This window comes from Streptomyces sp. NPDC058246 (assembly GCF_042881985.1).
Classification (GTDB): Bacteria; Actinomycetota; Actinomycetes; order Streptomycetales; family Streptomycetaceae; genus Streptomyces.
In genome coordinates this window covers 1-13,223 of sequence record NZ_JBHVWZ010000013.1, presented here as the reverse complement: position 1 = coordinate 13,223, position 13,223 = coordinate 1, and the positions used below count along the sequence as shown (strand labels likewise).

General features: G+C 68.4%; 12 protein-coding genes. 9 read left to right on the top strand and 3 right to left on the bottom strand.

What is annotated here, in order from left to right:
* Positions 1-349 precede the first annotated feature (349 nt).
* Positions 350-1,831: a PQQ-binding-like beta-propeller repeat protein gene (locus tag ACFVXA_RS20270; RefSeq protein ID WP_362033710.1), complete on the top strand. Its 1,482-nt coding sequence runs from the start codon at positions 350-352 to the stop codon at positions 1,829-1,831.
* Positions 1,832-1,996: 165 nt separating this feature from the next.
* Here the strand turns inward: ACFVXA_RS20270 and ACFVXA_RS20265 are convergent, their stop codons facing one another.
* The gene (locus ACFVXA_RS20265; protein WP_362033707.1) at positions 1,997-2,293 is read right to left on the bottom strand and encodes a DUF397 domain-containing protein; all 297 of its coding nucleotides are present in this window, start codon (positions 2,291-2,293) and stop codon (positions 1,997-1,999) included.
* 263 nt (positions 2,294-2,556) lie between these two features.
* Between ACFVXA_RS20265 and rpsO the strand changes: the two genes are divergently transcribed.
* From rpsO to ACFVXA_RS20240, 5 genes are all read left to right on the top strand, one after another.
* Positions 2,557-2,844 carry a 30S ribosomal protein S15 gene (gene rpsO / locus ACFVXA_RS20260; protein ID WP_362033704.1) on the top strand — a complete coding sequence of 96 codons (288 nt, stop codon included), beginning with the start codon at positions 2,557-2,559 and terminating at the stop codon, positions 2,842-2,844.
* Positions 2,845-3,209: 365 nt separating this feature from the next.
* Positions 3,210-5,426 (top strand): polyribonucleotide nucleotidyltransferase, encoded by a 2,217-nt coding sequence (locus ACFVXA_RS20255; RefSeq protein WP_362033702.1) that lies wholly within the window; start codon positions 3,210-3,212, stop codon positions 5,424-5,426.
* The gene (locus ACFVXA_RS20250) at positions 5,423-6,802 is read left to right on the top strand and encodes a M16 family metallopeptidase (RefSeq protein ID WP_390025882.1); all 1,380 of its coding nucleotides are present in this window, start codon (positions 5,423-5,425) and stop codon (positions 6,800-6,802) included. The genes ACFVXA_RS20255 and ACFVXA_RS20250 overlap by 4 nt, the downstream gene beginning before the upstream one ends.
* Before the next feature lie 48 nt (positions 6,803-6,850).
* The gene (gene dapB / locus ACFVXA_RS20245) at positions 6,851-7,603 is read left to right on the top strand and encodes a 4-hydroxy-tetrahydrodipicolinate reductase (protein WP_362033696.1); all 753 of its coding nucleotides are present in this window, start codon (positions 6,851-6,853) and stop codon (positions 7,601-7,603) included.
* A 32-nt stretch (positions 7,604-7,635) separates the two neighbouring features.
* Positions 7,636-8,088: a hypothetical protein gene (locus tag ACFVXA_RS20240; protein WP_362033693.1), complete on the top strand. Its 453-nt coding sequence runs from the start codon at positions 7,636-7,638 to the stop codon at positions 8,086-8,088.
* A 198-nt stretch (positions 8,089-8,286) separates the two neighbouring features.
* Here the strand turns inward: ACFVXA_RS20240 and ACFVXA_RS20235 are convergent, their stop codons facing one another.
* Together ACFVXA_RS20235 and ACFVXA_RS20230 are read right to left on the bottom strand one after the other, a co-directional pair.
* The gene (locus tag ACFVXA_RS20235; protein WP_383748456.1) at positions 8,287-8,844 is read right to left on the bottom strand and encodes a hypothetical protein; all 558 of its coding nucleotides are present in this window, start codon (positions 8,842-8,844) and stop codon (positions 8,287-8,289) included.
* Between the two features lie 90 nt (positions 8,845-8,934).
* The gene (locus ACFVXA_RS20230; RefSeq protein WP_362033687.1) at positions 8,935-9,174 is read right to left on the bottom strand and encodes a hypothetical protein; all 240 of its coding nucleotides are present in this window, start codon (positions 9,172-9,174) and stop codon (positions 8,935-8,937) included.
* 238 nt (positions 9,175-9,412) lie between these two features.
* On the opposite strand from ACFVXA_RS20230, the gene thyX reads away from it, so the two are divergent.
* The 3 genes from thyX to ACFVXA_RS20215 all read left to right on the top strand — a co-directional run bounded on the left by thyX (position 9,413) and on the right by ACFVXA_RS20215 (position 13,087).
* Positions 9,413-10,153 carry an FAD-dependent thymidylate synthase gene (gene thyX / locus ACFVXA_RS20225; protein ID WP_362033684.1) on the top strand — a complete coding sequence of 247 codons (741 nt, stop codon included), beginning with the start codon at positions 9,413-9,415 and terminating at the stop codon, positions 10,151-10,153.
* Positions 10,154-10,363: 210 nt separating this feature from the next.
* A complete protein-coding gene (gene dapA, locus ACFVXA_RS20220; protein ID WP_362033681.1) occupies positions 10,364-11,263 on the top strand; it encodes a 4-hydroxy-tetrahydrodipicolinate synthase in 900 nt (299 codons plus the stop codon).
* Between the two features lie 138 nt (positions 11,264-11,401).
* Positions 11,402-13,087, top strand: a complete 1,686-nt coding sequence (locus ACFVXA_RS20215) for a ribonuclease J (RefSeq protein ID WP_362033678.1) — start codon at positions 11,402-11,404, stop codon at positions 13,085-13,087.
* Positions 13,088-13,223: the final 136 nt, after the last annotated feature.

Below are 13,223 nucleotides of genomic sequence, written 5' to 3'. Positions count from 1 at the left end.
GTCGTCCGTAGACGCCTGTAGTCGTCCGTAGTCGTTCGAGGTCGTCCGAAATGCACCGGCTCCCCCCGGGATGCGGCCGACCCGTCCACGGGTTCTGGCGTCGCGCCCGGCCCCAGCCTAATCACCATGACTGTCACTGGGGCAGGCCTGTCCACCCCACCGCGACTGCCCGCTACGTCACACCCTGCCCAGAAGTGGCCTACGCACGCCCACCATTGACCATCAAAGCGGGCAAACAGGTCCATGGGGGCAGCTGCGTTGGCCCCTGCATGTACACGATCAGTGAGCGGGCATAGTAGGGAGCTCCCCCGCCAAGACCGAACGGCTCCCACCGAAAGGACTCCCGCGCGTGAGCTTCGGCCCGCCCCCGTCCCCGTACACCCAATCCGCCTTGGCGGCGGACAACGAGCGAAGAAAGCGTCGTACGAAACTCTTCGGCGTCGTGGCCGCCGTGCTCGTCGTGGTGTTGTGCGCGGGCGGGTGGCTTCTCATGTACGCGACCGGTGACGGCACCCCCGCCAACAGCGCGCCGAAGGCCGCCCCACAGGCCCCGGACGAGATCAGGGAGACGGTCGAGAAGGTGCCGAGCACGCCCGAGGGCAAACTCGTCATCGACTTCGACGAGGAGAAGTTCACGGACGACGAGACTCGGTACGCCCCCGGCACCTGGGCGACCGACAAGATCTTCGCCAAGGGCATCAAGAACACCATCACGGGGTTCAAGTTCGGCGTGGACAAGGCGGCGTGGACCATCAAGCTGGACGGCCACATCTGTGCCACCACCAAGCACGTCACCGCGGACGGCCGCACCGCCGTCGTCGTCCAGCCGCGCAAGCGCAAAGGCACCAAGGACGCGGGCATCTGCGACGAGGTGGTCTTCTTCGACCTCGACACCGGCAAGCAGCTGTGGCGGACGACCATGCCCGACGCGAAGACCGCGTACGTGACGAACATCAATCTGAGCATGGCGCGCGGCACGGTCGCCGTGGCATGGGGCAACGGTTCCGTGGCCTACGACATGAGCGACGGCAAGCAGCTCTGGAAGAGCACCGCCGTCTCCACATGTGAGGACGTCGGCTTCGCGGGCGGCCGCAGTCTGCTGGTCCTGCTCCGGTGCGGCGAGGAGTCCACGCACGCGTACCGGGTGCAGAAGATCGATCCCCGTACGGGCAAGCCCCGGTGGACGTACAAGCTCAAGGACGGCATCTCGGGCGTCTACATGCCCTCTTCCGATCCGCCGGTGCTCGCCGTCGGGGCGGGGGACTACGGCGTGACCGATCTGATCACCCTCGACGACCAGGGCCGGCACAGCGCCACCATCTCCATGCAGGGTGGGCGCTTCGACCCCATGTGCGGTGATTCGTTCGACGGGACGCAGTACTTCGGAGTGATGGAGAACTGCTACGCGATGGTTGTCGGGCAGGACCAGATCTTCGTCGCGAGCAAGGCGGACGGCGACATCGACCAGCCGGAGAACTGGATCGTGGCCTTCGACGTGAAGACGGGCAAGACCCTGCGCAAGTTCGACGGACGGCCCCAACAGGCGGTCTGGCCCGTGAAGATGAGCGGGGACAAGCTCCTCGTCTACCGGCCGAGCGCCGACTACGTCGGACCCGCCGCCATCGTGAGCATCGACCCCGCGACCGGCAAGGAGACGCCGTTCCTCTTCTTCGGCATGCCGAGCGGCGCCGATCGCATGGAAACCCCCGAGTGGTCCGACATCCTCGTGGAACACGGCAGGGCGTTCTTCTCACCCCGCCAGCTCTCGGCGCCCCTCTCGAGTCCCCACGATCCGGTGCTGGCCGCGGTGGGGATCGAAAGCGTGCACTGACACGGCGGGTGCGTGGACTGGCACAGCGGATGCGTGCACTGACACGGCAGAAGCCTGCGCCGGCACAGCATGAGGGGGCCGCCGCGGAAAGATCTCCGCGGCGGCCCCCGCCGTTCTCGCTCCGAGGCGTCGCCGCTTTCCTCCGGCCTGATCCGCCGGACGGGCCTAGTCCGCCGCGAGCCCGCCGTTGTGCGGCGCCGGCTCCAGATCGAACTCCCCGTCCCGGGCCCCGAGCACGAAGGCCCGCCACTCGGCCTCCGTGTATCGCAGGACCGTGCCCGGGTCGAGGGACGAACGCATGGCCACCGCGCCCTCGGGCAGATACGCGATCTCGACCCGCTCCTCGTGCTCCTCCGTGCCCGGCGCGCTCTGCCACTCGACGCCAGAGATGTCGAGGGCGTAGAGCTCGTCCTTCTCCCGCTCCTTGCGCGCCTTGACGTCCTTGTCCGCTTCCTCGGCCATGTTCCGGCGGCCCCTTCCCCGCGTACGAATGAGCTGTGCCGTCACCCTAGTGGCCAGGTCCGCGCCGTTCGGCGGGTTCGGAGACCCGGACAGACGCGTCCGCCCAGGCTGGTATCCTGTGTAACGGCCGTTTGTGTACGCACCCCCGGAGCACCGCTCTGGAGGTCGCGCCCAGCGGATCCCCGCCTCCCGAGTAACGGAAGCTCCCCTGAGATGTGGACCAGGGGCACTCGGTGGCACACATGAGACTACGAGGAGTACGCGTGTCGCTCGACGCCGCTACGAAGAAGCAGATCATCGGCGAGTTCGGCCAGAAGGAGGGCGACACCGGCTCCCCCGAGGTCCAGGTCGCCATGCTCTCGCGCCGCATCTCGGACCTGACCGAGCACCTCAAGACCCACAAGCACGACCACCACTCCCGTCGTGGTCTGCTGATCCTGGTCGGTCAGCGCCGCCGGCTGCTGCAGTACCTGGCCAAGAAGGACATCCAGCGCTTCCGTACGCTGGTCGAACGCCTGGGCATCCGCCGCGGTGCGGCGGGCGCCAAGTAAGACGCCGTGAAGGGAGCGGTTCCCACTTCTTTGGGGGCCGCTCCTTTTGCTGTATGTGCTGCTGTACGTCTCTGTACGTGCGGAGTGTCACTGACGCTTTGTAGTGTGGTAGCACAACGCAATACGCAGGACACAGCACGTACGACACAGAGTGATGAGGCGCTACCCGCCGGGTAGGGCACCTTCACGACAACGAACGAGGAGAAGCGCGCCTCGCCGCCGCCGGTCCTCGGTAGTGGCCCCCGGGGGATTGTGAGCCCCGGGTGCTTCGATCGAAGACCGGCCCGCACCAGAAGGCCGCGCCTCTCCGCCACCGTCCCCCTGCCACACGGGCAGGACGGGACGAAGACGAGGAGAAAACGCTAGTGGAGAACGAGACCCACTACGCCGAGGCCGTTATCGACAACGGTTCCTTCGGCACCCGCACCATCCGCTTCGAGACGGGCCGCCTGGCCAAGCAGGCCGCCGGCTCCGCCGTGGCGTACCTGGACGACGACACCATGGTGCTGTCGGCCACCAGTGCTTCCAAGAAGCCCAAGGACAATCTCGATTTCTTCCCCCTCACGGTGGACGTCGAGGAGCGGATGTACGCCGCCGGCAAGATCCCCGGCAGCTTCTTCCGCCGTGAGGGCCGTCCCTCCGAGGACGCCGTCCTCACCTGTCGTCTGATCGACCGCCCGCTGCGCCCGTCCTTCAAGAAGGGCCTGCGCAACGAGATCCAGGTCGTCGCCACGATCATGGCCCTCAACCCCGACCACCTGTACGACGTCGTGGCGATCAACGCCGCCTCCGCGTCCACGCAGCTGGCCGGTCTGCCCTTCTCCGGCCCGGTCGGCGGCGTGCGCGTCGCGCTGATCAACGGCCAGTGGGTCGCCTTCCCGACGCACACCGAGCTCGAGGAAGCCGTCTTCGACATGGTCGTCGCCGGTCGCGTCCTGGAGGACGGCGACGTCGCGATCATGATGGTCGAGGCCGAGGCCACCGACAAGACCATCCAGCTGGTCAAGGATGGCGCCGAGGCGCCGACCGAGGAGGTCGTGGCCTCCGGCCTCGACGCCGCGAAGCCCTTCATCAAGGTCCTGTGCAAGGCGCAGTCGGACCTCGCCGCGAAGGCCGCCAAGCCGACCGCCGAGTTCCCGATCTTCCTCGACTACGAGGACGACGTCCTCGAGGCCCTGACCGCCGCGGTCAAGAGCGAGCTCGCCCAGGCGCTCACCATCGCCGGCAAGCAGGACCGCGAGGCCGAGCTGGACCGCGTCAAGGAGATCGCCGCCGAGAAGCTGCTCCCGCAGTTCGAGGGTCGCGAGAAGGAGATCTCCGCCGCGTACCGCGCGCTGACCAAGAAGCTGGTCCGCGAGCGCGTCATCAAGGACAAGGTCCGTATCGACGGCCGCGGCGTCACGGACATCCGTACGCTCGCCGCCGAGGTCGAGGCCATCCCGCGCGTGCACGGCTCGGCGCTGTTCGAGCGTGGCGAGACCCAGATCCTGGGCGTCACCACCCTCAACATGCTCCGCATGGAGCAGCAGCTGGACACCCTTTCCCCGGTGACCCGCAAGCGCTACATGCACAACTACAACTTCCCGCCGTACTCCGTCGGTGAGACCGGCCGCGTCGGCTCCCCGAAGCGCCGCGAGATCGGCCACGGCGCGCTCGCCGAGCGCGCCCTCGTGCCGGTCCTGCCGACCCGCGAGGAGTTCCCCTACGCGATCCGTCAGGTGTCCGAGGCCCTCGGCTCCAACGGTTCGACGTCGATGGGCTCGGTCTGCGCCTCCACCATGTCGCTGCTGAACGCCGGTGTGCCCCTGAAGGCCCCCGTCGCCGGTATCGCCATGGGTCTGATCTCCCAGGAGATCGACGGCCAGACGCACTACGTCGCCCTCACCGACATCCTCGGTGCGGAGGACGCCTTCGGCGACATGGACTTCAAGGTCGCCGGCACCAAGGAGTTCGTGACCGCCCTCCAGCTGGACACCAAGCTGGACGGCATCCCGGCCTCCGTCCTGGCCGCGGCCCTCAAGCAGGCCCGTGACGCCCGCCTCCACATCCTCGACGTGATGATGGAAGCGATCGACACGCCGGACGAGATGTCCCCGAACGCCCCGCGGATCATCACGGTCAAGATCCCCGTGGACAAGATCGGTGAGGTCATCGGCCCCAAGGGCAAGATGATCAACCAGATCCAGGAGGACACCGGCGCCGACATCACGATCGAGGACGACGGCACCATCTACATCGGTGCCGCGCAGGGCTCGCAGGCCGAGGCCGCTCGCGCAGTGATCAACGGCATCGCCAACCCGACCATGCCGGAGGTCGGCGAGCGCTACCTGGGCACCGTCGTGAAGACGACGACCTTCGGTGCGTTCGTGTCGCTGCTCCCGGGCAAGGACGGTCTGCTGCACATCTCGCAGATCCGCAAGCTCGCCGGCGGCAGGCGCGTGGAGAACGTCGAGGACGTCGTCGGCGTGGGCCAGAAGGTCCAGGTCGAGATCGCCGAGATCGACTCCCGCGGCAAGCTCTCCCTGATCCCCGTGATCGAGGGCGAAGGCGACGACGAGAAGAAGGACGACACCGACAAGTGACGTCCAGTAGCTCCACGGCGACGGCCCGCACCACCTCGGAGGCGCGGGCCGTCGCCCGTACCCAAACCCTCATCAAGGGCCAGAACGGCATCGGGACGGTCCGCAAGACCACCCTCCCCGGCGGCCTGCGCATCGTCACCGAGACCCTCCCCTCCGTACGCTCCGCCACCTTCGGCATCTGGGCGCACGTCGGCTCCCGCGACGAGACCCCGACGCTGAACGGCGCCACGCACTACCTGGAGCACCTGCTCTTCAAGGGCACCTCCCGGCGCAGCGCCCTGGACATCTCCTCCGCCATCGACGCGGTCGGCGGAGAGATGAACGCGTTCACGGCCAAGGAGTACACGTGCTACTACGCGCGCGTGCTCGACACCGACCTCCCGCTCGCCATCGACGTCGTCTGCGACATGCTGACCGGCTCGCTGATCCTCGCGGACGACGTGAACGTCGAGCGCGGCGCGATCCTCGAAGAGATCGCGATGACGGAGGACGACCCGGGCGACTGCGTGCACGACCTGTTCGCGCACACGATGCTCGGCGACACCCCACTCGGCCGCCCGGTCCTCGGCACGGTCGACACGGTCAACGCCCTCACCGCGGACCGCATCCGCCGCTTCTACAAGAAGCACTACGACCCGACGCACCTGGTCGTGGCCTGCGCGGGCAACGTCGACCACAACAAGGTCGTACGCCAGGTCCGCGCCGCCTTCGAGAAGGCGGGCGCCTTCAAGGAGGCCGCCGCCGAGCCGATCGCCCCGCGCGACGGCCGCCGCGCCATCCGCACCGCGGGCCGCGTCGAGCTGCTCGGCCGCAAGACCGAGCAGGCCCACATCGTCCTCGGCATGCCGGGCCTGGCCCGCACCGACGACCGCCGCTGGGCCCTGGGCGTCCTGAACACCGCCCTCGGCGGCGGTATGTCCTCCCGCCTCTTCCAGGAGGTCCGCGAGAAGCGCGGTCTGGCCTACAGCGTGTACTCGTACACCTCGGGCTTCGCCGACTGCGGCCTCTTCGGCGTGTACGCGGGCTGCCGGCCGAGCCAGGTCCACGACGTGCTCAAGCTCTGCCGCGACGAGCTCGACCAGGTCGCCGAGCACGGCCTGTCGGACGACGAGATCGGCCGCGCCATCGGTCAGCTCCAGGGCTCCACCGTCCTCGGCCTGGAGGACACCGGCGCGCTGATGAACCGTATCGGCAAGAGCGAGCTGTGCTGGGGCGAGCAGATGTCGGTCGACGACATGCTCGCCCGGATAGCGTCGGTCACCCCGGACGAGGTCCGCTCGGTCGCCCGCGACATCCTGGGACAGCGGCCCTCGCTGTCGGTCATCGGCCCGCTCAAGGACAAGCAGGCATCCCGTCTGCACGACGCGGTCGCGTAATCCCCGTCTCTGCAAGGTCTCTGCAAGGTCTCTGTAAGGAACGAAGCAATGAGCAAGCTGCGCGTGGCGGTCCTCGGTGCGAAGGGCCGGATCGGATCCGAGGCGGTACGAGCCGTCGAGGCCGCCGACGACATGGAACTGGTGGCCGCGCTGGGCCGGGGCGACAAGCTGGAGACCTTGGTCGACGCCGGCGCCCAGGCCGTGGTCGAACTGACCACGCCCGCCTCGGTCATGGGCAACCTCGACTTCTGCGTACGGCACGGCATCCACGCCGTGGTCGGCACGACGGGCTGGACCGACGAGCGCCTCGCGCAGCTCAACACCTCGCTGGCCGCCTCGCCGGAGACGGGCGTGCTCATCGCCCCGAACTTCTCCATCGGCGCCGTACTGACCATGAAGTTCGCCGAGGTCGCCGCGCCGTACTTCGAGTCCGTCGAGGTCGTCGAACTGCACCACCCGAACAAGGTGGACGCCCCCAGCGGCACCGCCACGCGCACCGCCCAGCTCATCGCCGCGGCCCGGGAGCGCGCGGGCAGCGCCCCGCAGCCGGACGCCACGGTGACGGCCCTGGACGGCGCCCGCGGCGCGAACGTCGACGGCGTCCCGGTGCACGCGGTCCGCCTGCGGGGACTGCTCGCCCACCAGGAGGTGCTGCTCGGCGGTGAGGGCGAGACCCTCACCATCCGCCATGACTCCCTTCACCACAGCAGCTTCATGCCGGGCATCCTGCTCGGCGTCCGCCGCGTGGTGACCACGCCGGGCCTCACCTTCGGCCTGGAACACTTCCTGGACCTCGGCTGAGCCGGGGGACGTACAACAGATAGCCGGCAGACATGCGCGCGAAGATCACCTACGCCATCACGGCCGCCGTCCTGGTCGTCTACTTCGTCCTGGTCGGCAGCCGTGGCGTGCTGCTCATCCAGAACGGCACCCTGATCACCGTCACCTTCGGTGTCGCGGTGCTGATCCTGCCGGTCATCGGCATCTGGTTCCTCTGGAAGAACACCCAGTTCGTCCGGAAGGCCAACCGGCTGGCCGCCGAGCTCGACGCCGAAGGCGGCCTGCCCGTCGACGAGTTGAGGCGCACCCCGGGAGGCCGTATCGACCGCGACTCGGCCGACGAGGTCTTCGCCAAGCGCAAGGCCGAGACCGAGGACGCCCCCGACGACTGGCGCAGCTGGTTCCGCCTCGCGATCGCCTACCACGACGCCCGTGACACCCCACGCGCCCGCAAGGCGATGCAACGGGCGATCGCCCTGCGCGAGGGCAGACCGGTGGAGGCCTGATCGATTTCCAGGCCTGATCGGTTACGAGACCTAATCGGTTACGAGACCTGATCGGTACGCGTCCTGGTCGATACGAGACCTGATCGGTACGAGGCCTGGTCGGTACGAGGCCTGGTCGATGCGAGGCCTGGTCGGTATGACGAAGGGCCGGTCCGCGCTCCGCGGAACCGGCCCTTTCGGCTTGCTGTGACCGACGGGTCAGCCCCGCCCGTACTCGTCCGCCCACACCTCGACGCCGTCCGCCGCCCGGTCGAAGGCCTCCGCACGCGCCAGGAAGTCGGCATTGTGCGTGGTCAGCAGCGGCGGCACGTCCTCGGGGGCACGATCCCGGCGTACGAGGACCAGCGCCTGCCCCTGAACGGTGCGCGGCAGTGCGAGCCAGCGCACCGGCTGCTGCACCGTGCGGACCGCGACGACCTGGTCCCAGGGCGTCGTACTCGTCAGGAAGAAGCCCACCCGGCGCAGTCCTCGTGAACTCACCCACACGCCCACGCGCAGGAACCGCAGCGCGCAGAATATGGCGACCGCGGCGCCGCCGAGACAGGCCGCCGCGGCGGGCAGGGTCCCGGCGACCGCGATGATCACCGCGGCCACCAGCACGTAGGAAGCGAGCAGCAGGACGAGCGCGGCCGCGCCCACCCGCCAGGGGCCGGGCCGGTAGGGACGCCGCCAGCGGCCGCGGTCGTCGAAGGGCAGCGCGAGATCGTCCGAAGCCTCGTCAAAGGCGCGGTCCGCCGTCAGGAAGGGCAGGGGCACGACTGATCCTCACTCAATCCACGCATGGGCTGTGCCCGGTGAGGCTATCGAGCCGGGTGCCCGCTCACCACCCTTGGGGGTCCGGATGAGTCAGCGGCCGTTCGACGCTTCGGAATGCTGCGTCTTCGCAGGTGACTGATCCTGTGACAGGGCGGGCATGCCGAGGATCAGGGAGCCGGCGAGGCCCGCGACCACGGTGAGGCCTATGAGCCATCGACCGAGTATCTGTCCGGCGGTCGCCCGCTCGCGGGGTGGGGGAGTGACATTGCTGCGGAAGTTGTCGGCTTCGGCGATGAAGGCGAACGGTACGGGCTCGCGCCGACGGAACATGGGGGTCGCTTCTCCTCTGGAGGCTCGTGGGGCTGGATCGGTGTCCGGCGACCGACGACTCGAACGGAGCCGCCGTCACCAATACAGACGAGCGAATGCCCCAAGAGGTGCCCAGAATCACCGAATTCGCAGAAGTTCGCCGACGAATGTCGCGGCACGGCACCGAACGCCCCGTTGTCAGTGCCGGGCCGTAGAGTGGGCGCCGCCCGAGCCTGTGATGGGAAGGACCCTCCGCACCGTGACCGACACCCCCGCCGACGACCTCAAGCCCAGCTTCCGCAGCGACGTCACCGTCGAGCTGGTCAAGCACACGGCGTCCGACGCCGACGTGCTGTTCGCCGCCCGCGTCTCCACCGCAGGGGAGCAGTCCCTGGACGAGCTGCGGAAGGACCCGGAGCGTTCCAAGGGCCTGATCAACTACCTGATGCGGGACCGGCACGGCAGCCCCTTCGAGCACAACTCGATGACGTTCTTCATCAGCGCCCCGATCTTCGTCTTCCGCGAGTTCATGCGGCACCGCGTGGGCTGGTCGTACAACGAGGAATCGGGCCGGTACAGGGAGCTCCAGCCGGTCTTCTACGTCCCGGACGAGTCCCGCAAGCTGATCCAGGAGGGCCGCCCCGGGAAGTACGTCTTCGTCGAGGGCACCCAGGCGCAGCAGGAGCTCACAGGCCGTGTGATGGAGGACTCGTACCGCCAGGCGTACGAGGCGTACCAGGAGATGCTCGCCGCCGGCGTGGCCCGCGAGGTGGCCCGTGCGGTCCTGCCCGTCGGCCTCTTCTCCTCGATGTACGCCACGTGCAACGCCCGGTCGCTGATGCACTTCCTCGGCCTGCGCACCCAGCACGAGCTGGCCAAGGTCCCGTCCTTCCCGCAGCGCGAGATCGAGATGGTCGGCGAGAAGATGGAGGCGGAGTGGGCCAAGCTCATGCCGCTCACGTACGCGGCCTTCAACGCCAACGGGCGCGTGGCGCCGTAGCGCACTCCCGCACGCCTTCCGGCACTGATGTACGGATCAGCCGAGCGAAGTGTCCGTATTGCGGCATTTCGAGAAGTTCATCTAGCCTGATCAAACGGACCCGGCACTGCTTGAACCCCCGAGCAGGCAGTGCCGGGCTCCGCATTTGTCAGGCTTTGTCGTGTCCCCCGAGGGCAGACCACGCGTTGAGCAGCGAGTAGCGTGTTACCCATGGCTCCGACCTCCACTCCGCAGACCCCCTTCGGGCGGGTCCTCACCGCCATGGTCACGCCCTTCACGGCGGACGGCGCACTCGACCTCGACGGCGCGCAGCGGCTCGCCACCCACCTGGTGGACGCAGGCAACGACGGCCTGATCATCAACGGCACCACCGGCGAGTCCCCGACCACCAGCGACGCGGAGAAAACGGATCTCGTACGAGCCGTACTGGAGGCGGTCGGCGACCGCGCCCACATCGTCGCCGGCGTCGGCACGAACGACACCCACCACAGCATCGAGCTCGCCCGCGCCGCAGAGAAGACCGGCGCGCACGGCCTGCTCACCGTGACGCCGTACTACAACAAGCCCCCGCAGGAGGGCCTGTACCGGCACTTCTCGGCCATCGCCGACGCCACCGAACTGCCGGTGATGCTCTACGACATCCCCGGCCGCAGCGGCGTACCGATCAACACCGAAACGATCGTGCGGCTCGCCGAGCACCCGCGTATCGTCGCCAACAAGGACGCCAAGGGAGACCTCGGCCGGGCCAGCTGGGCCATCGCCCGCTCCGGCCTCGCCTGGTACTCCGGCGACGACATGCTGAACCTTCCGCTGCTCTCCGTGGGCGCGGTCGGCTTCGTCTCCGTCGTCGGCCATGTCGTCACCCCGGAGCTGCGCGCCATGCTCGACGCGTATGTCTCGGGCGACGTTCAGAAGGCCACCGAGATCCACCAGAAGCTGCTCCCGGTCTTCACCGGCATGTTCCGCACCCAGGGCGTCATGACGACGAAGGCCGCGCTCGCCCTCCAGGGGCTGCCCGCCGGACCGCTGCGCGCCCCGATGGTCGAGCTGTCGGCCGAGGAGACCGCCCAGCTCAAGATCGATCTTGCCGCGGGCGGGGTAGAGCTCTAACCACAGACTTCACAACTGAATACGCATGATCCGCAGGCCGTCGCGGTCTGCACCCCACACAGACAACTGCTACTGCACGAACGTCACGCGCGCCACGTGCCTTGCCAGGTACGTGGCGCGCGTGGTGAGGAGAGTCTTTTGAGTCATCCGCATCCTGAACTCGGCGCCCCGCAGGTCCTCCCGAAGGGTGGCCTGCGCGTCACCCCGCTCGGCGGCCTCGGTGAAATCGGCCGAAACATGACGGTCTTCGAATACGGCGGCCGCTTGCTGATCGTCGACTGCGGAGTGCTCTTCCCCGAGGAGGAGCAGCCCGGAATCGACCTGATCCTGCCGGACTTCACGTCCATCAGGGACCGCCTCGACGACATCGAGGGCATCGTCCTCACGCATGGCCACGAGGACCACATCGGCGGTGTCCCGTACCTCCTGCGCGAGAAGCCGGACATCCCGCTGATCGGCTCCAAGCTGACCCTCGCCCTCATCGAGGCGAAGCTCCAGGAGCACCGCATCCGGCCGTACACACTCGAGGTCGCCGAAGGCAACCGCGAGCGCATCGGCCCCTTCGACTGCGAGTTCGTCGCGGTCAACCACTCCATCCCGGACGCCCTCGCGGTCGCCATCCGCACCCCCGCGGGCATGGTCGTCCACACCGGCGACTTCAAGATGGACCAGCTCCCGCTGGACGGCCGGCTCACGGACCTGCACGCGTTCGCCCGCCTGAGCGAGGAGGGCATCGACCTTCTTCTCTCGGACTCCACGAATGCCGAGGTCCCGGGCTTCGTCCCGCCCGAGCGCGACATCTCGAACGTCCTGCGCCAGGTCTTCGCCAGTGCCCGCAAGCGGATCATCGTGGCGAGCTTCGCCAGCCACGTCCACCGCATCCAGCAGGTCCTGGACGCGGCCCACGCGAACGGCCGCAGGGTCGCCTTCGTCGGCCGTTCGATGGTCCGCAACATGGGCATCGCACGGGACCTGGGCTATCTGAAGGTGCCGCCGGGCCTGGTGGTGGACGTCAAGACGCTGGACGACCTCCCGGACCACGAGATCGTCCTCGTCTGTACGGGCTCCCAGGGTGAGCCGATGGCGGCGCTGTCCAGGATGGCCAACCGGGACCACCAGATCCGGATCGTCCAGGGCGACACGGTGATCCTGGCCTCGTCGCTCATCCCGGGCAACGAGAACGCGGTCTACCGCGTCATCAACGGCCTGACCCGCTGGGGCGCCAACGTCGTCCACAAGGGCAACGCCAAGGTGCACGTCTCCGGCCACGCCTCGGCCGGCGAGCTGCTGTACTTCTACAACATCTGCAAGCCGCGGAACCTGATGCCGGTCCACGGCGAATGGCGCCACCTGCGCGCCAACGCCGAGCTGGGTGCCCTCACCGGCATCCCGCACGACCGGATCGTCATCGCCGAGGACGGCGTCGTCGTCGACCTTGTCGGGGGCAAGGCCAAGATCTCCGGCAAGGTCCAGGCGGGATACGTGTACGTCGACGGCCTCTCCGTCGGTGATGTGGGCGAGCCCGCGCTGAAGGACCGCAAGATCCTCGGTGACGAGGGCATCATCTCGGTGTTCGTGGTGATCGACTCCAGCACGGGCAAGATCAACGCCGGTCCACATGTCCAGGCACGCGGGTCGGGCATCGACGACGCCGCCTTCGCCGACGTGATCCCGAAGGTCACGGAGGTCCTGGAGCGCTCGGCCCAGGACGGCGTGGTCGAGCCCCACCAGATGCAGCAGCTCATCCGCCGCACGCTGGGCAAGTGGGTGTCGGACACCTACCGCCGACGCCCGATGATCCTCCCGGTCGTCGTCGAGGTCTGACCCCTCGCACGCGCCAACCTGGAGCGGGGGGGGGGGGGGTTGATGTTTTTGGCGCCCCCCCAGAGGAAGAAAGCAGAGCAAGGAGGGGGAGGCCCCCAATCAACTCAGCGCGCACGCACCGCGCCGGCGGCCGGAT